Genomic DNA, 19,755 nt, shown 5'->3' with positions numbered 1-19,755 from the left:
CAGTCCCGCGCGACGTGGGCCACCGCTGTGACCAACCCATCACAGCGGTGTGTATGGTGTGCTTCGAAGAAAGGATGCTCCCTTGGCTCAAGGCAAGAAGCTCGTCATCGTCGAGTCCCCGACGAAGATGCGGTCGATTCAGGGCTACCTCGGCGACGGCTACGAGGTGCTCAGCTCGGTCGGCCACATCCGCGACCTCGCCGACAAGAAGGACATCCCCGCGGCCGACAAGCAGGCGTACGGCAAGTACTCGATCGACGTCGACAACGACTTCGACCCGTACTACGTCGTCTCGGATCGCAAGACGAAGACCGTCGCCGAGCTCAAGCGCGCCCTCAAGACCGCCGACGAACTCCTCCTCGCGACTGATGAAGACCGCGAGGGAGAGGCCATCGCGTGGCACCTCCTCGAGACGCTCAAGCCGAAGATCCCGGTCAAGCGCATGGTGTTCCACGAGATCACCAAGGATGCGATCCAGGCCGCGGTCGGGAAGACGCGCGAGCTCGACATCGATCTCGTCGACGCGCAGGAGACCCGCCGCATCCTCGACCGCCTCTACGGCTGGGACGTGTCGCCGGTCCTCTGGTACAAGGTGAAGACCGGCCTGTCCGCCGGTCGTGTGCAGTCCGCGGCGACCCGCATGATCGTCGATCGGGAGCGCGAGCGCATGGCGTTCGTGTCGGCCGAGTACTGGGACGTCGAGGCGCTCGCCTCGTCGACGTCCGGGTTCAAGGTGCGCCTCGTCCGCGTCGACGGAGGCCAGCTCGCCCGCGGCACCGACTTCGACGACCTCGGCACGCTCAAGAAGGCCGTCGTCGTGCTCGACGAGAAGAAGGCCGCGTCCCTCGCGGCGGCGGTCGACGCCGCCGGAGCCGGAACGGTCACCAAGGTCGAGGCCAAGCCAGGAACCCGCAGCCCGTACGCGCCCTTCACGACCTCCACCATGCAGCAGGAGGCCGGGCGCAAGCTCTCGATGAGTGCGAAGCAGGCGATGAGCGTCGCCCAGCGCCTCTACGAGAAGGGGTACATCACCTATATGCGAACCGACTCCACGGCGCTGAGCACCCAGGCGGTGCAGGCGGCGCGGAGCCAGGCCGTGTCGCTGTACGGCGACGGTGCGGTTCCCCTCAAGCCCCGCGTCTACAAGTCGAAGAGCAAGAACGCCCAGGAGGCGCACGAGGCGATCCGTCCCTCCGGTGAGAACTTCCGCACGCCCTCGTCGGTGTCGTCGGAGCTCGATCGCGAGGAGCACCGTCTCTACGACCTGATCTGGAAGCGCACCGTCGCGAGCCAGATGGCCGATGCGAAGTACGAGACCACGACGGTCACGATCGCGGTCGACGCCGCCGGGCAGAACGCCGAGTTCACGGCATCCGGCACCGTCTACACCTTCAAGGGCTTCCTCGAGGCGTACGAGGAGGGCCGCGACGAGAAGCGCAACTCGCAGGACACATCCGACGATCAGTCGCTCCCTGCCGTCGCGGTCGGTGACGAACTCGGGATCACGGATGCCGAGGCGAAGGGCCACCGCACGACACCCAAGCCGCGCTACACGGAGGCCTCGCTCGTGAAGGCTCTCGAAGAGCACGGCATCGGGCGTCCCTCGACGTTCGCGAGCATCATCGGCACCGTGATCGACCGTGGCTACGCCACCAAGCGCGGTCAGGCGCTCGTGCCCACGTGGCTCGCCTTCAGCGTCGTCCGCCTGCTCGAGGAGCACTTCGCCGACCTGATCGACTACGACTTCACCGCTGCCCTCGAAGACGACCTCGATGCGATCGCTCGCGGAGAGCAGAAGCGCGTCGAGTGGCTGCGCTCCTTCTACTACGGCTCCGATTCGCAGGTGGGTCTGCGCCAGGTCGTCGACAACCTCGGCGAGATCGACGCCCGTGCCCTCAACTCCACACGCATCACCGACACGGCGACGCTGCGTTTCGGCAAGTACGGACCGTACCTCGAGGTCGCGAACCCCGAGGCTCCCGACGAGAAGCCGCGCATCGTGAACGTGCCGGAGGATCTCGCGCCGGACGAGCTGACGGCCGTCAAGGCGCAGGAGCTCATCGACGCACCCGTCGCGGGAGACCGCGTCCTGGGCGTCAACCCCGACAACGGCAAGGTCGTGGTCGTCAAGGACGGGCGCTTCGGACCCTACGTGCAGGAGAACGAACCGGTCGCCGACGACGCCGCGGTCGACGAGGCGACCGGCGAGGTCGTCGAAGCGCCCAAGCCCAAGCGCGGCGCGAAGAAGGAGGCGGCGCCCAAGCCGCGTACCGGTTCGCTGTTCCGTTCGATGTCGGTCGACACGATCGACCTCGACACGGCGCTGCAGCTGCTCAACCTCCCGCGCGTGGTGGGCACGGATCCCGAGTCGGGCGACGAGATCACGGCCCAGAACGGACGCTACGGTCCCTACCTCAAGAAGGGCACGGACTCGCGGTCGCTCGAGAGCGAATCGCAGATCTTCGACGTGACGCTCGACCAGGCGCTCGCGATCTACGCGCAGCCGAAGTACGGGGCGGGCTCGCGGCGCGCCGCCAGCGCGCTGGCCGAGTTCGAGGCCGACCCCGTGAGCGGCAAGCCCATCCGCATCCGTGATGGGCGCTTCGGCGCCTACGTCACGGACGGCGAGACGAACGTCACCATCCCGCGGGGCCAGAAGCCCGAGGACATCACGTTCGAGATCGCGGTGCAGATGCTCGCCGACAAGCGCGCCAAGGGCCCGGCCCCCAAGCGCGGAGCCCGAGGCGCCGCAGCCAAGAAGGTCCCGGCCAAGAAGGTCCCGGCCAAGAAGGCCCCGGCCAAGAAGGCTCCGGCGAAGAAGCCCGCCGCCAAGAAGGCCCCGGCGAAGAAGACGCAGACGGATGCCGAGAAGGCCGCCGCGCGATCGGCCGCAGCCAAGAAGGCGGCGGCGACGCGTGCCGCGAACGCGGCCAAGAAGAGTGCGGGTTCGTGACCTCGGAGCGGGGAGTGTGGATCACGCTCGAGGGCGGTGACGGTTCGGGCAAGACCACGCAGGCGAACCTGCTGGAGGGGTGGCTCGAGGATGCCGGTCGCACCGTGGTCCGCACCCGGGAGCCCGGCGGCTCGGAGGTCGGACAGCTGATCCGTGACATCGTGCTGCACCATCGCGGCGACATCGCGCCCCGTGCCGAGGCTCTGCTGTACGCGGCGGATCGTGCGCACCACGTCGCGACCGTCGTCCGCCCCGCCCTCGAACGAGGCGAGGTCGTGCTGCAGGACCGGTACCTCGACTCGTCCGTGGCCTACCAGGGTGCGGGTCGGGTGCTCGACGGCACCGAGATCCGCGAGCTGTCGTTGTGGGCGGCCGAGGGCGCGCTTCCCGACCTCACGGTGCTGCTCGATCTCGATCCGAGCGAGGCCCGCGTGCGCCTCGACGCGGACGACAAGCCGTTCGATCGCCTGGAGGCGGAGCAGATCGACTTCCATGCACGCGTCCGCGCGGCGTACCTCGGGCTGGCGGATGCGGAACCCGCGCGCTTCCTGGTGCTCGACGCGTCCGCTTCGGCCGACGATCTCGCGGCACGCATCCGCGCTCGGGTCGGAGAGCTCCTCGACTGAGCGCTGTGCTCCCCGCGCCGTGCGCCGCTCGTCGTGCACAGGGTCGATGCTCCGTGTGCCCGCATGTCGGCGCTCCCGATTAGGCTGAGTGCATGACCCCGATCGTCACCGCCCCATTCCCGTGGGTCGACGTATGGGGGCAGGACGCGGCGGTCGAGACGCTGCGCGGCGCCGCCGCCGATCCGGCCGCGCTGTCGCACGCGTGGCTGATCACGGGTCCGCCCGGGTCGGGGCGATCGACTCTGGCGTACGCGTTCGCCGCGGCACTCGTGGCGGATCATCCCGACGACGAGGCGACCATGCGGCAGGTGTTGGCCGGCACGCACCCCGACGTCACGGCGCTGCGCACCGACAAGGTCATCATCACGATCGCAGAGGCCCGCGCGCTGGTCGAGCGCTCGTACTTCGCACCGTCGGCGGGACGGTACCGCGTGATCGTCGTGGAAGACGCCGATCGAATGGTCGAGCGCACGTCGAACGTCCTCCTCAAGGCGCTCGAGGAGCCACCGGAGCAGACCGTGTGGATCCTCTGCGCGCCCAGCGAGGCCGACCTGTTGCCGACCATCCGCTCGCGGGTGCGGTCGCTGCGACTCCGCGAACCGGACGTGGGCGACGTCGCCCGGCTCATCTCGATGCGCACCGGAGTCGACGACGTGATCGCCGAGCAGGCCGCGCGGCATGCCCAACGGCACATCGGCATGGCGCAGCGCCTCGCGACCGACGACGCCGCCCGCCGACGTCGTGACGAGACACTGCGCTCGGTGCTGGGGGTGCGCGGCGTGAACGACGCCGTCGAGGTGGCCGGTCGCATCATCCAGGCGGCGACCGACGACGCCAAGGCGCTCACCGCCGAACGTGACGCGTCCGAGCGGGCGACGCTGCTCCGCACGGTGGGCATCGCCGAGGGGCAGGCGGTGCCGCCCGCGCTCCGCGCGCAGATCTCCGCGCTCGAAGACGAACAGAAGAAGCGTGCCACCCGCAGCCTCCGCGACGGCATCGACCGCGTTCTCACCGATCTGCAGTCGCTGTTCCGTGACGTGGTGATGCTCCAGTTCGGCCGCGATTCCGAGCTCATCAACCGCGAGCTCCACGACGAGCTCGCCGGTCTCGCGTCCTCGTGGCCCGAGACCCGCACGCTCGTCGTGCTCGACCACCTTGCCGAGACCCGGCAGTCGCTGGAGCGCAACGTCGCTCCGCTGCTCGCCCTCGAGAGCTTGCTCGTGACCGTCGCGAGCGGGAGGACACCGTGAACACTCGATCGACTTCCCGGGTGCGACGCGCCCTCGCCGCCGTCGCCGGCCTCGCCGTGGCATCGCTGACGCTCTCCGGCTGTCTGTACGCGATGATCCCGCAGGACGCCGCCCCCAAGCCCTCGGCCACCAACGCACCCGACACCGACGGCGTCGCGGCAGAGCTCCTGCCCTTCTACGGTCAGACGCTCACCTGGACCGACTGCGGCGAGACGGGCTTCGACTGCACCGACGTCACGGCGCCTCTCGACTGGGAGAACCCCGAGGCCGGCGAGATCACCCTCGCCGTCGTGCGCCACCAGGCGACGGGCACCGCGCAGGGCTCGCTGCTGACGAACCCCGGCGGCCCGGGCGGGAGCGGCGTCGACTTCGTCCGCGACAGTCTGTCGAGTGTGGTCGGCCCGGCTCTGATCGAGAACTACGACGTGATCGGCTTCGACCCGCGCGGCGTCGGGGCGTCGACCGCGGTGACCTGTTTCGACGCGGCGGAGATGGACGACTACCTGTACACGATTCCGGCGGCACCGCGCGGCAGCGCCGCCTGGGAGGCGGAGCTGCTCGAGGGGCACAAGGAGTTCGCCGATGCCTGCGAGGCCAACAGCGGCGGCATCCTCCCGTTCATCACGACCGTCAACGCCGCACGCGACATGGACCTCATCCGCGCCGTGCTGGGCGACACGCAGCTGAACTACCTCGGCTACTCGTACGGCACGTTCCTGGGCGCGACGTACGCGAACCTGTACCCCGAGAAGGCCGGTCGGCTCGTGCTCGACGGCGCGATCGATCCGGCGGTGTCGGGTCTCGAGGTCGGTGCGACGCAGGCGCTGGGGTTCGAGTCGGCGCTTCGCGCCTACATGCAGGACTGCCTCGATTCGGGCGAGTGCCCCTTCAGCGGCACCGTCGACGAGGCCATGGCCGATCTCGGCGCACTGCTCGCGAGCGTCGATGCGGTACCGCTCGAGAACGGCGACGGGCGGATGCTGGGGGCGGACTCCCTCATGACCGGCATCATCGCGGCTCTGTACTCGGCCGAGAGCTGGCCGTACCTGACGCAGGCGTTCGAGGGAGCGCTGCAGGGCGATCCGTCGACCGCGTTCCTGCTCGCCGACTTCTACAACGGACGCGAGAACGGTCAATACCTCGACAACTCCTCGGAGGCGTTCCGGGCCTACAACTGCATGGACTACCCCGTCGAGGACGACCCGGCGGCCGAGGCGGCGACCACCGCGGAGATCGCCGAGGGCGCGCCCACCATCGCCCCGTACTGGGACGGCCCTGATTCGTGCTCGGTGTGGCCGTACCCGCCCACCGGCACCCGTGGCGAGATCACCGCGGAGGGCGCGGGCCCCATCGTCGTGGTCGGCACGACGAACGATCCGGCGACCCCGTACGAGTGGTCGGAGTCGCTCGCGGCGCAGCTCTCGGAGGGCGTGCTCGTGACCCGCGAAGGTGAGGGGCACACCGGCTACAACAAGGGGAATTCCTGCGTCGACGACGCGGTGGAGTCATTCCTCCTCGACGACACGGTGCCCGAAGACGGCTTGCGCTGCTAGTCGGATCCGCTCGATTCGCGGAGCGGCCCCGGAACGGGTAATATCGATGATCGCGCCGCTTTAGCTCAGTCGGCAGAGCATTTCACTCGTAATGAAAAGGTCGTCAGTTCGATTCTGACAAGCGGCTCCACCAGGCCCCGTGATGCGAAGAACATCACGGGGCCTTCTGGTTTCCACCGAGAGGTCCGCCTCGAACGCGGGGGCGGTGCAGGCGTACTCTCGGAGCATGAGCAGAGCGCTTCTGATCGTCGACGTCCAGAACGACTTCACCGAGGGCGGTGCTCTCGCGGTCGAGGGCGGTGATGCCGTCGCCGCCGCTGTGACGGCTTTCCTCGCCGAGCACGCGACCGACTACGCGGTGATCATCGCCTCGCGCGACTGGCATGACCCCGATGGCGACAACGGCGGGCACTTCGCCGACGCGCCCGACTTCGTCGACAGCTGGCCCGTGCACTGCGTGGCCGGCTCAGAGGGGGCCGACTACGATCCGCTGCTCGCCACCGATGCGATCACCCACCACGTGCACAAAGGCCAGGGAGAGCCCGCCTACTCGATGTTCGAGGGGACGGCAGGCGACGACACGGTGGGAGCGGTGCTGACAGCTGCGGGCGTGCTGAGCGCAGATGTCGTGGGCCTCGCGACGGACCACTGCGTGCGCGCGTCCGCGCTCGACGCGATCGCCCACGGCGTGCGGGTGCGCGTCTTCACGGATCTCATAGCCGGGGTCGCCGCGGCGCCGAGCGAGGCCGCGCTCGCGGAACTCGCGCACGCCGGCGCGATCCTGGCGGAGAGCCGCGACGCGTGAGCCGCAGCGTCCTGCTGCTGCGCGCAGTGAACGTGGGCGGTCACGGAAAGGTGCCGATGGCGCGGCTGCGCGAGGTGCTCGCCCCCGAGTTGGGTGACGACGTCACGACATACATCGCGAGCGGCAACGTGATCTGCGCGCGCCCGTCCGATGCGGATGCGGTGTGCGCTCGCGTCCGCGGGATCATCGCCGCGGAGTTCGACGTCGACACTCCCGTCATCCACAGATCCCACGATGCGCTCGAGAAGGCGCTCGCGCGGCTGCCGTTCGCCGATGCCTCCGACAAGATGCTGCACGCGATGTTCCTGGAGGCGGCGCCGAGGGCCGGCGCAATGGACGCGCTGCGCGAGCGTCTGCGGCCGGGGGAGCGGATCTCGCTCGTGGGGAACGACCTGTGGATCGACTACGGCGACGGTGGCGTGCAGAGCACCAAGCTCACCAGGGCGGTCCTCGATCGGGCTCTCGGTGTCGCCGGCACCGCCCGTAACCTGCGGACCACGCGGAAACTGCTCGAGCTGACCGCATGACCGCTGCCGGGCCGCACGTGCTCTCGTTCCCGTTCGCCGGGCGCTGGCTCGTGCAGAACAGCCCGGCGGACCGCATCCCCAGTCACGGGACCACGCTGTACGGCTCCTCGCACGCGATCGACTTCGTGCCCGTGGATGCTGCCGGGCGCACAGCGCCGCGAGGCCTGGCGAGCGTTTTCGGCACCGAGCCGCCGGAACGCTTCGTGGGTTTCGGTCGCCCGATTCTGGCACCGGTCGACGGGGAGTCCGACCACGTCGCCCGGCGGTCTCCGATCGCGCTGCTCGCCTACGCGCTCGGTCAGGCATCCCTGGTCCGCGGGGGCGCGCCGGCCATTGCGGGCAATCACGTCGTCCTCCGTCTCGATGACGGCGCGCTCGTGCTCGTGGCGCACCTGCGCCGGGGGAGCGTGCATCCGTCGATCGGCGCGTCGGTGCGCACCGGAGATGTGCTGGGTGAGTGCGGCAACTCCGGCAACAGCACAGAACCGCACGTGCACGTGCAGGTGTCGGTCGAGCTCGACCGCGACGGGTGCGGGATGCCGCTGGTGTTCCGCAGACCGGACGGCGCTCTGACGCTCCCGCACTCGGGTGAGATCGTCGTCGTGTGAGCGGTGCGGGTGCCGGGGTCGTCAGTGACGGAGGTCAGTGCTGAGTGCGCGGGGCGGCATCGACGGACGCTCCTGGAGGTCGACCCGGCGCGTTCCGCAGTCGCCGCAGCGCACGTAGACGACGACGCCTTCGCTGGTCGGATGCCGGGACTCGGCGACCCACGCGTGCTCGTGCGTCCGCGCGGTCTGCTGGGGGATCGGGAGTGTGTGCAGTGAGGTCATGGGTTCAGCGTGATGTAATGGCCTTATGCATCTCAACCCTTACGGTGAATACGCGGTCCTGCTCGCGGCATCCCTCGCCGACGACTGGCCTGCAGATCGAGCCGGCATCGAGCAGCGCACGCTCGACATGGGCATGACGATGAAGTTCCCGGTCGAACCCGACGACCACGCACGCGTCCGCGACGTCATCGACGACTGGCTGCGGATCGTCGACGAGACCGACCCGTCCGAGCGTGCGCGTCTGCTGAACGCGCAGATGGCGCAGGCCGCGGCGTATCCCCGTCTCACGAACCATGACGGCGAGGGGTGGCATCTGCACTACCGCGACGACGTGCAGTCGCTCCCGTTCGTGCTGCGCGCGATCATCGCGGTCGGAACGTCGCTGCATCTCGTCACGCGCGGGATGGACCGCCTGGCGCGCTGCGCGGCGTCGCCGTGCACGAACGTGGTCGTCGATGTCACTCGCAACGGTCGCCAGAGGTTCTGCTCGGTGCGCTGCGCCAACAGAGCGGCGGTCCGTCGGCACCGCGCGCGTGCGAGCGGATGACGACGGACCGCCGGAGGTCGGAGATCAGGCCGTCTGCCCGGCGTGCTTCCCTTCGGCGATCTCCTCGACGAGCTTCGCGTTGAACGCGGGGAGGTCATCCGGGGTGCGGCTCGAGACGAGGCCCGCGTCGACCACGACCTCCTCGTCGACCCAGTCCGCGCCGGCATTGCGGAGATCGGTCTTCAGGCTCGGGTAGCTCGTGAGCCGGCGGCCGTCGACGACGCCGGCCTCGATGAGGATCCAGGCTCCATGGCAGATGACGGCGACCGGCTTGTGCTGTTCGAAGAACGTCCGAGCGAGCGCGACCGAGGCCCCGTCCATCCGCAGGTGATCGGCGTTCACGACGCCGCCAGGGAGCACGAGAGCATCGAACTCGTCGGCGCTCGCGGAGTCGGACGTGAGGTCGACGTGCTGCACGTGGCCGTTCTTGCCCGTGATCTGCTGCCCGTCGGGGGCGATCAGCGTCGCGCTCGCGCCCTCGGCCTGCACGGCCTCCCACGGGCTGGTCAGCTCGCTGTCCTCGAATCCATCGGTCGCGAGGAATGCCACGCGGCTGTCGGTCAGAGTCGCCATGATGCGTCCTTTCGTGGGGGAGTCGTCCCGGTTCTCGGAGACGATTCGACCCTCTCGCGAACGGCAGACGCCGGGAAGGGGGTGGCCACGACGCGGCCTCGCTGCTACGGCGCTGCTGACAGACTGCTCGGGTGAGCGAGTACTGGAACCACAATGCGGCGTATCACCCGTGGATCCTCCGTCACGCCGCCCGACACCCCAGGGGGCGCGCCCTCGACATCGGATGCGGCGACGGGCTCCTCGTGCGCCGGCTGGCCGACGCCGGACTCGAGGTCGTCGGCATCGAACCCGATCCGAGTGCCGCGGCGCGGGCTCACGCGCGGGTCGCCGAGACCCCGCGGGCGAGCATCCGTCAGGTGGATCTCGCGTCGCTCGACGAACCGCGGCGATCGTTCGACCTGGTCTGCATGGTCGCGACGCTCCACCACATGGATGCGCGTACGGCCCTCGCACGAGCGGTCGATCTCCTGCGTCCCGGCGGAACACTGCTGGTCGTGGGCCTCTCTGCGAACCGATCCATCGCCGACTGGACGTTCTCCGCGGTCACGCTGCCGATCGTCCGGCTGGGCTCACTCGCGCACGGTGAGACGCGGGACATCGGCGTGCCGACGGCTCCGGCACACGAGTCGCTCGCCGACATCCGTACGGTCGCCGCCGAGTTCCTCCCGGGAGCCCGCATCCCTCGGGGCCTGTACTACCGCTACCTGCTCTCCTGGGATGCGCCTAACGTGTGATCAGGGGAATGCTCGGCCATCGCCCGAGAACGCCAGGTCGTGCCCATCCGCTCGTAGGTCGCGATCGCGTGGCAGTTGCGGCACCGGACGTCGCACTTCGCGATCTCGGCCAGGAGAACCGCCCGGGAGAAGCCGTTGCGCACCATCGCCATCACGGCATCCCGCTTGCCCTCGCCCGGACGGTGGTCGAAGTCGAGGACCCTGAGGTCGTCATTTCCGCAGTCCGTGCACGGGTGCTCACGAAGGTGGGTCGCCACGAGATCCGTGGCAGCGGCGCGCTGCGCGGCCGTCCGAGCGCGGACCACGGCGAGGTGGTGCTCACGATTGCGGCGGTAGTAGTCGCGGGAGGACTTGCGGTTGCAGTCGCGGCAGACCTCCTGCAGCCCGTCGGCACGTGACCTCTTCCGGTTGAAATCGGCGCGGGTCTTCACAGTGCCGCACGAGCTGCATCGTCGCGCATCTCGGCTCGTGTCGGACATGGCGCTCCTCGCTCGTCTGCGCCGAGGATAGTGAGTGGCGCCGACGTAGGAGTCGTACTGGTGGGCCCTGTGGGGATCGAACCCACAACCCGCGGATTAACCTGCCACTTCGGCTTTCGCCGCCATCCCTGCGGATGTTCGTGGTCTGGACTGTCCCTTCACCATGGCTCTCGCCGAAGGTGCCACCCGTCCAGTCTCTACACCTTCCGGACGGTGTCCGGCTTGGCTCGGGATCGCCATCTGTCTCCAGGAAGGGTTCCCCGACTTTGAGTGGTGTCATCCCCGGCGTTTCCCCCGGGGCGCTCCTATTTCGTTGAAGTCCGCTGCTCTGCCAATTGAGCTAAAGGCCCGTTCATCGGCCGCGAGGCCGACCGTCTCATCCTAACCCGATGCCCATCGGGACGATGGCGTCCGAAGGCGCGAAGAAGGGGCCGCCGACGAACTCCCGTCGTCGACGGCCCCTCCGGGTTCATCCCGCCGTCCTCCCCTGGCAGCGGGATGAGTGCACCGAGATCAGACTCGGCGCAGCGTCATCACATCGGGGGCATCAGCACCGAGTCGATGAGGTACACGGTCGCGTTGGCGGTCTGGACGCCACCGCAGATGACCTTGGCGGAGTCGTTGACCATGATGTCGTCGCCGCTGCCGGTGACCGTCAGGTCAGCGCCCTGGACCGTCGTGTGCGTGCCGTCGATGTCAGACGGAGCGATCTGGCCGGGGACCACGTGGTACGTGAGGATCGAGGTCAGCGTCGCGCTGTCGGTCTTGAGCGACTCGATGGTCGCCGGGTCGATCTTCGCGAACGCGTCGTCGACCGGGGCGAACACCGTGAACTCGCTGCCGTTCAGCGTGTCGACGAGGTTGACGTCAGGGTTGAGCTGGCCGCTCACCGCCGACACCAGCGTGGTGAGGAGCGGGTTGTTGGAGGCCGCGACGGCGACCGGGTCCTTGGACATGCCCTCGACCGATCCTGCGCCGTCCGGCACAGCCTCGGCGTATGCCGCGCAACCGGAGCCGACGAGGTCCGCTGCAGGATCCATCGTCTCGGGAGCCGTCGACTCCGACGTCTCGGGCGCCGAGGACTCCATCGGCTCATCGGACGATCCGCCCATGGAACATCCGGCGAGCACGAACGCGCTTGCCAGACCGAGGGTGATCGCTGCGGTGATCTTCTTCTTGGTGCTGAACATCTCGAGCTCCTTCAGAACTGTGCCGCGGCCTCTCCGCGGCGTTGACAGGTGTTCGGAACCCCTCGGAGATCGGATGGGAAAAAATTCGAGGACGTTCTCCGCGCCGGGATCCAATCCGTTCGACGCGTGTGCAGCGAAGAGTCTGAGACGGACGGCACTTTCTCTCACGTTCCGGTGACGGTTGCGTAGAGAAGGGAGGTGGATACGGCATGCTTGTAGAGATGGTCATCGACGGTATGGACGTACCCGAGGACGGTACGGCACGGGATGCTGTCGCCGACCTGCTCCTCCGTGTGCGCGACGGCGATGAGCGGGCGTTCGCCGATCTCTACGACATGCTGTCCAGTCGCGTGTTCGGCCTCATCCTCCGCGTCCTCGTGAACCGCTCGCAGAGCGAAGAGGTGCTGCAGGAGGTCTTCCTGGAGATCTGGCAATCCGCTTCCAAGTTCGCTCCGAACAAGGGGCAGGGAAGAACCTGGATCATGACGATCGCGCACCGCCGTGCGGTCGACCGGGTCAGAGCATCCCAGTCCAGCGCGGACCGGGATGTGAAGGCCGGGTACAGGGACATCGGCGTCGCGCACGACAGTGTCGCGGAGCGGGTGGAGCTGGGCATCGAGGGCGAGAAGGTCGTGAACGCTCTCGCAGGACTTCCCGAGGCGCAGCGCGAAGCCCTCGTGCTCGCCTACTACGGCGGTTACAGTCAGAACGAGGTGGCGGTGCTCCTGGGAGCGCCGTTGGGGACCATCAAGACACGGATGCGAGACGGCCTGAGCCGTCTGCGCATCGCCCTGGGGGTGACGGCAGCATGAACGAGAGCGAATTCAGAGAACTCGCGGCAGGAGCGGCGCTCGGAGCGCTGTCTCCCGACGACCAGCAGCGCTATCACGCTGCTCTCGCGGCGAACGCAGGATGGGGGGACGACGTGGATGCAGATGCCGAGACGGCAGCCCTCCTCGCATACGCGGCGACGCCCGTGACTCCGCCCGCGTCGATCCGGGCCGCGCTGATGGAGCGCATCGCGTCGACACCGCAGAACGGCGACTCGCACGTCGAGCCGGTCCGGGCGCCGGAGACGACCGCTGCGGAGAACGTCGACGAGCGCCATGTCCCTGCCGCTCACGCCCGCCGTGAACGGCGACCGCTGCGCATCCTGTTCGCACTCGCCGCCTGCCTCGCGCTCCTCGTCGGAGTAGGCGTCGGCACGGCCGCGATCAACGACTACATGAACCGCCCGGCGAGCGTCGTCGCCCTCGATGACATCCGGGGCGCGAGCGACGCCCAGCAGGCGACCGTGCAGCTCGCGGACGGCGGATCGGCGACCGCGCACTGGTCGGCGTCTCTCGGCACTGCGGTGCTCGTGGCCGACGGCATCGCCACGCTGCCCGACGACGAGTCGTACGAGCTCTGGTTCGTGCGTGGCGACGAACCGGTCTCCGCAGGCGTGTTCGATGCGCACGACGGCGGGGCGACCGCACTGCTCGACGGCGAGATGCACGAGGGCGACGCGATCGCCGTCACGGTGGAGCAGGCCGGAGGGTCGCCCACCGGCACGCCGACCTCCGAGCCGATCGTCGTCATCCCGACCGCCTGAGGTCGCGGGACGCGCGTACCCTGGAGTGATGCCCGAGCAGTTCTCCCGCCCCGTGCGTCGTCCGACCAGTGCCTTCGACAACATCGTCGGGACCCACGATCCGGCCGAGGAGACGCGGATCGCGCACGCGACGGCATCCGCTCTGCTCACCCGCGTGCGCGCCGACGAGAGCGGCGTGAGCGCCGACCGGCTCGTAGCCTTCACCGCGGAGCACGGGATCGACGAGATCGCGGAGCTGTGGTCGAAGGCGCCCTCGCGGACGCTGCCCGGCGCGCTCTGGCGGCTGTATCTGCTGCAGCTCGCGATCCACGCGGACCCGCAGACCGCGGCGCTGCTGTACGAGCGCGGGCGTGTCGAGCTGCCGTCGGCGGATGTCGTGATCGCCGGCGCTCCCGTGCCGGCGAACCCCGACGAGCTCGTGGTGCTGATCGACACGATCCTGCGCGGGGCGTTCCGGGGAGACTTCGCGGTCGCTCTCGACCGGGCGGCGGCGTTCTGCCGGGTGCAGGCGTCGGGTGCCACGCACACGGCCGACGACTATGAGGCGACGGAGCCCGCGCGGGCGAGCGAGCTCACGACCCGGGCTCTGCGGCTCAGCAGCTACGCGCAGGACCTCTCTGCCGCCGCCGTCCTGTGGCGCACGGGAGCACTGGCCTGAACCGCGTGGCCGCGTCCGGACAGGAGAAGACCGGGCCGCAAGAACGCCTCTCGGCGGAAGGCCGCTCGCAGCGGCGAAAAATGGAGCCCGGGGTTATGCGGCCCGGCCTGTTCCAGTGTAACGCGATGCGGCGGCGGGTATTCCCCGCGGCGTAGGCTCGGGGCATGGCCCAGCGATTCGCCCTCATGATCGACCCCGCCGACGCCGACAGCGACCGCGCCGACTTCGTCGACACGTTCACGACGGTGGATGCCGCCGCCCCGGCGCTCAGCGTGGGGGAACTGAGCACGCAACGCGGCGACGGCGTGTTCGAGTCGATCGGCGTGGTCGACCGGCACGCGCAGGAGGTCGTGCCGCACCTCGAGCGTCTCGCCCACTCGGCGCGACTCTGCGATCTGCCGGCGCCCAATCAGACGCAGTGGCATCATGCGATCGACACGGCCGCTGCGGGCTGCGGCGACGGCGAGTACGTGATCAAGCTCATCCTCAGCCGCGGCGTCGAGCACGGGCCGACGCCGACCGCGTGGGTCACGGTGGCGCCCGCGGCCGACTTCACCCACGCACGCGAGAGCGGCGTGCGGGTCGTCACGCTCGACCGCGGCTACGACCTCGACGTCGCGCAGAACGCGCCCTGGCTGCTCCTCGGGGCCAAGACCCTGTCGTACGCCGTCAACATGGCCGCGCTGCGCGAGGCGCACCGCCGCGGGGCCGACGACGCCGTCTTCCTGTCGCGCGACGGATTCGTGCTCGAGGCGCCGACGGCATCCCTCATCATCCGTGTCGGGGACCGCTTCCTGACCCCGGCGCCGAACGGCGGCATCCTGCATGGCACGACGCAGTTGAGCGTGTACGAGCATCTCGCCGCGCGGGGCTTCGCCGCCGAGTACGCCCGGATCCCGGCATCCGAGCTGACGTCCGTCGATGCGGCCTGGCTCGTGTCGAGCGTGCGGCTCGCGGCGCCGATCACGGCCGTGGACGGCGTCGAGATCCCGGTCGACCACGCTCTCACGCGCGAACTGAACGAGTACCTCCTGTCTCCGAGGGACTGACCCGGGCGCCGCGTCACGCGGAGCCCGGAGGTATCGCAGGCCGCGAACGCCGCGGCCGGCGTGTCCACAGTGGACACGCCGGCCGAGAGGTGCGAGGTCGGGGTTCCCGGGGAATCCCGACCGGCGCGGATGCTTACCCGAAGCGGCCCGAGACGTAGTCCTCGGTCGCCTGCACGGACGGGGTCGTGAAGATCGTCGACGTGTCGTCGTACTCGATCAGGTTGCCCGGCTTGCCGGTGCCGGAGATGTTGAAGAACGCGGTCTTGTCGGAGACACGGCTCGCCTGCTGCATGTTGTGCGTCACGATCACGACCGTGTACTGCGACTTGATCTCGGCGATGAGCTCCTCGATCGCGAAGGTCGAGATCGGGTCGAGGGCCGAGCAGGGCTCGTCCATGAGGATCACGTCGGGGGACACGGCGATCGCGCGGGCGATGCACAGACGCTGCTGCTGACCGCCGGAGAGGCCCGAGCCCGGCTTGTCGAGACGGTCCTTGACCTCGTTCCAGAGGTTCGCGCCGCTCAGCGACTTCTCGACCAGGGCGTCCTGGTCGCTCTTCGACATGCGCGTGTTGTTCAGCTTCACACCCGCGAGCACGTTCTCCTTGATCGACATCGTGGGGAACGGGTTCGGACGCTGGAAGACCATGCCGACCTGGCGACGCACGAGCACGGGGTCGACGCTGGGGCCGTAGAGGTTCTTGCCGTCGATCAGCACCTCGCCCTCGACGCGGGCGCCGGGGATGACCTCGTGCATGCGGTTCAGGGTGCGGAGGAACGTCGACTTGCCGCATCCCGACGGCCCGATGAACGCGGTGACGGTGTTGGGCTTGATGTCGATGCTGACGCCCTCGACGGCGAGGAAGTCGCCGTAGTAGACGTTGAGGTCGTTGACTTCGATGCTCTTGGACACGAGTGATCCTTCTTGTTCAGTCGGGTGTGAACGGCTCAGCGGCCGGCAGTCTTGGGGGCGAACACCTTGGCGATGATCCTCGCCAGGAGGTTCAGCACCATCACGATGACGATGAGGGTGAGGGCGGCGGCCCAGGCGCGCTCGAGGTACGCGTCCACCGGGATGCCGGGATACTTCGCTTGCATGTACGAGAACACCGGCAATGTCGCCATCTGCCCGCTGAACATGTTGGTGTTCATGCCCTGCACGATGCCGACCGTGAGCAGCAGCGGGGCCGTCTCGCCGATCACGCGGGAGATCGCGAGCATGATCGACGTCGTGATGCCGGCGATCGCCGTCGGCAGCACGACCTTGAGGATCGTGAGCCACTTCGGCACGCCGAGCGCGTACGCGGCCTCGCGGAGCTCGTTCGGCACGATGCGCAACAGCTCCTCGGAGCCGCGCACCACGACCGGGATCATGAGCACCGACAGGGCGAGTGAGCCCATGATGCCCATCCTCGTTCCCGGGCCGACGATCAGGGCGAACACCGAGTAGATGAACAGACCGGCCACGATCGACGGGATGCCGGTCATGACGTCCACCAGGAAGGTGATGCCCCGGGCGAGCTTGCGGCCCTCGCCGTACTCGACCAGGTAGATCGAGGTCATGAGGCCGATCGGCACCGAGATGATCGTCGCGCCGAGGGTGATGAGCAGCGTGCCCCAGATGGCGTGCACGGCGCCGCCGCCCTCGCCGACGATGTTGCGCATCGAGAAGCTGAAGAACTCGCCGTCGAACCGCATGAGGCCGTTCACGACCACGGTGTAGAGCAGCGAGACGAGGGGCAGGAGCGCCACGACGAAGGCGCCCGAGACCAGGGCGGTCATGAGGCGGTCGACCGCGTGGCGGCGGCTCTCGACCACGGAGGAGATCACGAAGATCAGCGCCATGTAGAACAGCAGACCCACGACGAGCGTGAGAGCGATGTTGAAGTCGGCCGGGTCGCCCCCCGCGTTCATGAACGCGAAGATCGAGGCGGACACCGCGAAGGCCACGAGGAGCAGTGCCCACGGGCCCCACTTGGGAAGATGGCCGGCGGAGGTCGTGTGCGTGGTCGCGGCGACCGGGGTGGGGGTCAGTGTGGCGGTCATGTCAGTTGGCTCCCGAGAACTCGGCGCGGCGCGAGACGATCCAGCGGGCGATGAAGTTGACGACGAAGGTCACGATGAACAGGATCAGACCCGCGGCGATGAGCGTGTTGACGCCCTCGTCGTGAGCCTCGGGGAAGCGCAGGGCGATGATCGCCGGGATCGTGGTCGGGTTCTCCGGGTTGATCAGGTTGAACGTGATGATCCCGAGAGGGGAGAGCACGAGCGTCACGGCCATCGTCTCGCCGAGCGCACGACCGAGGCCGAGCATGGCGCCCGACACCATGCCGCTGCGGGCGAAGGGCAGGACCGCCATGCGGACCATCTCCCAGCGGGTCGCGCCGAGGGCGAGCGCGGCCTCCTCGTGCAGCTTCGGCGTCTGCAGGAACACCTCGCGGCAGATGGCGGTCATGATCGGGAGGATCATGACCGCGAGCACGAGGGATGCCGTGAGGATCGTCTTGCCGGTGCCGGAGGGCGTACCGCTGAAGATCGGGATCCAGCCGAGGTTCTCGTTCAACCACTTGTAGAAGGGCACGAGCATCGGGGCGAACGTGAGCGCGCCCCACAGGCCGAACACGACCGAGGGGACGGCGGCGAGGAGGTCGATCACGTAGCCCAGCACACCGGCGAGGCGGCGCGGGGCGTAGTGCGAGATGAAGAGGGCGATGCCGATCGCGATCGGGGCCGCGATGACCAGGGCGATCAGGCTCGACCACAGCGTGCCGAAGACGAAGGGCCACACCCAGGAGAGGAACGACTGCCCCTGGAGGATGTGGTTGCCGGAGGTGTCCGGCGAGAGAGCCGGGATCGCCTGCACGATGAGGAAGATCGCGACGGCGGCGAGGGTGATGAGGATGACGATGCCGGCGCCGAGCGCGGTACCGGAGAAGACGAGGTCGCCCCGTCGGCGCAGCGAGGTGCGCGACCGGGGGGAACGGGTATCGGGTCCCGTCTGGGTGGTGGTCATCTGAGCGGCTCCACGGTGTGCTCTGAGCGGGTGTCGGGTGTTCTCATGCGGGTGCCCCCGGGTGTCGGTCGAGGTCCTGTCGACCGACACCCGGGGGCGCCGGGACCGGAGCTCAGCGGATCGCTGAGCGTCCGATCACTCGGTGACGATCGCGTCGATCGCGGTGTTGATCTGGTCGCGCAGGCTGTCCGAGATCGGGGCGCTGCCCGCGGCCTCGGCTGCGGCATCCTGGCCCTCGGCCGAGGCGACGTACTCGAAGTACGCCTTCACGAGGCCGGCGGTCTCGGCGTCGTCGTACTCGACGCAGCCGATGAGGTAGGAGACGAGCGCGATCGGGTACGAACCGGCGGGCGCGGCGGCCGGGTCGACGGCGAACGCGAGGTCGTGGTCGGAGCGACCCTCCTCGAGCGGCGAGGCCTCGACGAGCGCGGCGGCGGCCTCGGCGGAGTACGCGACGTACTCGCCCTCGACCTCGACCGCGACCTGACCCAGGTCGGCCGTGCGCGAGGCGTCGGCGAAGCCGATGTAGCCCGAGCCGTTGGAGATCGCGTCGACGACACCCGAGGTGCCGTCGCCGGCCTCACCGGTCGAGAGCGGCCACTCGTCGCTGGCCTCGTAGGTCCAGACGTCGGGGGCGACGGCGCTCAGGTACTTGGTGAAGGTCTCCTGCGTGCCCGAGGCGTCGGCGCGGTGCACCGGCACGATGGCCTGGTCGGGCAGGTCGACGCCCTCGTTCTGGTCGGCGATCGCCGGGTCGTTCCACTTGGTGATGGTGCCCGAGAAGATGCCGGCGAGCGTCGCGCCGTCGAGGTTGAGCTCGTCGATGCCCTCGAGGTTGAAGGCGACGGCGACCGGGGAGATGTAGACGGGGATCTCGACGATCTCGTCGGAGGCGCAGGAGCCGAAGCCGCCCGCGGCGAGCTCGTCGGCGTTGAACGCGCGGTCGGAGCCGATGAAGTTCGAGGAGCCGGCGATGAAGTTCTCGCGCCCGGTGCCCGAGCCGGTCGCCGTGTAGTTCACGGTGACGTCGGGGTTGGCGGTCTGGAAGGCGGCGACCCAGGACTGCTGGGCGGCCTCCTGCGACGAGGCGCCGGTCGCGTCGAGGCTGCCGGACAGGGTGGAGTCGGCGGGGGCGTCGGACGACCCGCTGCCGCCTTCGTTCGCGGCACAGCCGGCGAGAGCGAGAGCGGCGACGGCGCCGATGGCGCCGATACGTGCGATTCGGGAGATCTTCACTGTGGATCCTTCGATCATGGATGGGTGGGGCCCGGTGCAGGGCACACAGTGACGCTAGGTGCGGCGGTTAACGAGACTCGACCGCGCAGGTGAACGGAAGGTGAACGACCGGCGACTCTCTCGGGTGCGCGTGCGGGC

Annotated in this window: 21 protein-coding genes and 1 tRNA gene; 14 read left to right on the top strand and 8 right to left on the bottom strand. The window is 69.0% G+C overall.

All coding sequences use genetic code 11. The annotated features are described in order from the left end of the window. Positions 1–82: 82 nt before the first annotated feature. From topA to ACIPYT_RS00445, 8 genes are all read left to right on the top strand, one after another. Entirely contained in the window at positions 83–2,953 is a 2,871-nt protein-coding gene (topA, locus tag ACIPYT_RS00480; protein WP_401069327.1) for a type I DNA topoisomerase, read from the top strand. Then, complete coding sequence (gene tmk, locus ACIPYT_RS00475) at positions 2,950–3,579, top strand: dTMP kinase (protein WP_401069324.1); 630 nt, start codon at positions 2,950–2,952, stop codon at positions 3,577–3,579. The genes topA and tmk overlap by 4 nt, the downstream gene beginning before the upstream one ends. Positions 3,580–3,671: 92 nt before the next feature. Next, on the top strand, positions 3,672–4,829 hold the full coding sequence (locus tag ACIPYT_RS00470) for a DNA polymerase III subunit delta' (protein WP_401069322.1): 1,158 nt from the start codon (positions 3,672–3,674) through the stop codon (positions 4,827–4,829). A 20-nt stretch (positions 4,830–4,849) separates the two neighbouring features. Then, complete coding sequence (locus ACIPYT_RS00465) at positions 4,850–6,382, top strand: alpha/beta hydrolase (protein ID WP_401069319.1); 1,533 nt, start codon at positions 4,850–4,852, stop codon at positions 6,380–6,382. 54 nt (positions 6,383–6,436) lie between these two features. Beyond that, positions 6,437–6,512, top strand: a tRNA-Thr gene (locus ACIPYT_RS00460). A gap of 96 nt (positions 6,513–6,608) precedes the next feature. Next, on the top strand, positions 6,609–7,187 hold the full coding sequence (locus ACIPYT_RS00455; RefSeq protein WP_401069316.1) for an isochorismatase family protein: 579 nt from the start codon (positions 6,609–6,611) through the stop codon (positions 7,185–7,187). Beyond that, positions 7,184–7,714 (top strand): DUF1697 domain-containing protein, encoded by a 531-nt coding sequence (locus tag ACIPYT_RS00450; RefSeq protein WP_401069313.1) that lies wholly within the window; start codon positions 7,184–7,186, stop codon positions 7,712–7,714. The genes ACIPYT_RS00455 and ACIPYT_RS00450 overlap by 4 nt, the downstream gene beginning before the upstream one ends. After that, a complete protein-coding gene (locus ACIPYT_RS00445) occupies positions 7,711–8,322 on the top strand; it encodes a M23 family metallopeptidase (RefSeq protein WP_401069311.1) in 612 nt (203 codons plus the stop codon). Before ACIPYT_RS00450 ends, ACIPYT_RS00445 begins: the two co-directional genes overlap by 4 nt. Before the next feature lie 21 nt (positions 8,323–8,343). On the opposite strand, the gene ACIPYT_RS00440 is transcribed toward ACIPYT_RS00445, so the two are convergent. Continuing rightward, positions 8,344–8,544, bottom strand: a complete 201-nt coding sequence (locus ACIPYT_RS00440) for a hypothetical protein (RefSeq protein WP_401069308.1) — start codon at positions 8,542–8,544, stop codon at positions 8,344–8,346. A gap of 25 nt (positions 8,545–8,569) precedes the next feature. On the opposite strand from ACIPYT_RS00440, the gene ACIPYT_RS00435 reads away from it, so the two are divergent. Beyond that, on the top strand, positions 8,570–9,091 hold the full coding sequence (locus ACIPYT_RS00435) for a CGNR zinc finger domain-containing protein (RefSeq protein WP_401069305.1): 522 nt from the start codon (positions 8,570–8,572) through the stop codon (positions 9,089–9,091). Positions 9,092–9,115: 24 nt separating this feature from the next. On the opposite strand, the gene ACIPYT_RS00430 is transcribed toward ACIPYT_RS00435, so the two are convergent. After that, entirely contained in the window at positions 9,116–9,664 is a 549-nt protein-coding gene (locus tag ACIPYT_RS00430; RefSeq protein WP_401069303.1) for a type 1 glutamine amidotransferase domain-containing protein, read from the bottom strand. Positions 9,665–9,795: 131 nt separating this feature from the next. Here ACIPYT_RS00430 and ACIPYT_RS00425 point away from each other — a divergent pair, with 131 nt between their 5' ends. Then, complete coding sequence (locus ACIPYT_RS00425; protein WP_401069301.1) at positions 9,796–10,398, top strand: class I SAM-dependent methyltransferase; 603 nt, start codon at positions 9,796–9,798, stop codon at positions 10,396–10,398. Here the strand turns inward: ACIPYT_RS00425 and ACIPYT_RS00420 are convergent. Together ACIPYT_RS00420 and ACIPYT_RS00415 are read right to left on the bottom strand one after the other, a co-directional pair. Beyond that, on the bottom strand, positions 10,365–10,877 hold the full coding sequence (locus ACIPYT_RS00420; protein WP_401069298.1) for a hypothetical protein: 513 nt from the start codon (positions 10,875–10,877) through the stop codon (positions 10,365–10,367). The genes ACIPYT_RS00425 and ACIPYT_RS00420 overlap by 34 nt on opposite strands. Before the next feature lie 533 nt (positions 10,878–11,410). Further along, on the bottom strand, positions 11,411–12,067 hold the full coding sequence (locus ACIPYT_RS00415) for a fasciclin domain-containing protein (RefSeq protein ID WP_401069295.1): 657 nt from the start codon (positions 12,065–12,067) through the stop codon (positions 11,411–11,413). A 209-nt stretch (positions 12,068–12,276) separates the two neighbouring features. On the opposite strand from ACIPYT_RS00415, the gene sigK reads away from it, so the two are divergent. From sigK to ACIPYT_RS00395, 4 genes are all read left to right on the top strand, one after another. After that, positions 12,277–12,879 carry an ECF RNA polymerase sigma factor SigK gene (gene sigK / locus ACIPYT_RS00410; protein ID WP_401069292.1) on the top strand — a complete coding sequence of 201 codons (603 nt, stop codon included), beginning with the start codon at positions 12,277–12,279 and terminating at the stop codon, positions 12,877–12,879. Then, positions 12,876–13,661 (top strand): anti-sigma factor domain-containing protein, encoded by a 786-nt coding sequence (locus ACIPYT_RS00405; protein WP_401069289.1) that lies wholly within the window; start codon positions 12,876–12,878, stop codon positions 13,659–13,661. Before sigK ends, ACIPYT_RS00405 begins: the two co-directional genes overlap by 4 nt. Positions 13,662–13,689: 28 nt before the next feature. Further along, positions 13,690–14,319: a DNA-directed RNA polymerase subunit beta gene (locus ACIPYT_RS00400; protein WP_401069286.1), complete on the top strand. Its 630-nt coding sequence runs from the start codon at positions 13,690–13,692 to the stop codon at positions 14,317–14,319. A gap of 164 nt (positions 14,320–14,483) precedes the next feature. Further along, on the top strand, positions 14,484–15,368 hold the full coding sequence (locus tag ACIPYT_RS00395) for an aminodeoxychorismate lyase (RefSeq protein WP_401069284.1): 885 nt from the start codon (positions 14,484–14,486) through the stop codon (positions 15,366–15,368). Between the two features lie 133 nt (positions 15,369–15,501). On the opposite strand, the gene pstB is transcribed toward ACIPYT_RS00395, so the two are convergent. The 4 genes from pstB to pstS all read right to left on the bottom strand — a co-directional run bounded on the left by pstB (position 15,502) and on the right by pstS (position 19,617). Then, a complete protein-coding gene (pstB, locus tag ACIPYT_RS00390) occupies positions 15,502–16,281 on the bottom strand; it encodes a phosphate ABC transporter ATP-binding protein PstB (RefSeq protein ID WP_401069281.1) in 780 nt (259 codons plus the stop codon). Between the two features lie 35 nt (positions 16,282–16,316). Next, entirely contained in the window at positions 16,317–17,414 is a 1,098-nt protein-coding gene (gene pstA / locus ACIPYT_RS00385) for a phosphate ABC transporter permease PstA (protein ID WP_401069278.1), read from the bottom strand. A gap of 1 nt (position 17,415) precedes the next feature. Then, positions 17,416–18,381, bottom strand: coding sequence for a phosphate ABC transporter permease subunit PstC (gene pstC / locus ACIPYT_RS00380; RefSeq protein ID WP_401069275.1), 966 nt, complete (start codon positions 18,379–18,381; stop codon positions 17,416–17,418). 135 nt (positions 18,382–18,516) lie between these two features. Then, positions 18,517–19,617, bottom strand: coding sequence for a phosphate ABC transporter substrate-binding protein PstS (gene pstS / locus ACIPYT_RS00375; RefSeq protein ID WP_401069273.1), 1,101 nt, complete (start codon positions 19,615–19,617; stop codon positions 18,517–18,519). Positions 19,618–19,755: the final 138 nt, after the last annotated feature.

The sequence above is a fragment of the Microbacterium sp. NPDC089695 genome, assembly GCF_044749085.1.
Classification (GTDB): domain Bacteria; phylum Actinomycetota; class Actinomycetes; order Actinomycetales; family Microbacteriaceae; genus Microbacterium.
Note: the sequence above shows the minus strand (reverse complement) of the source record. Positions and strands in the feature narration are given on the sequence as shown.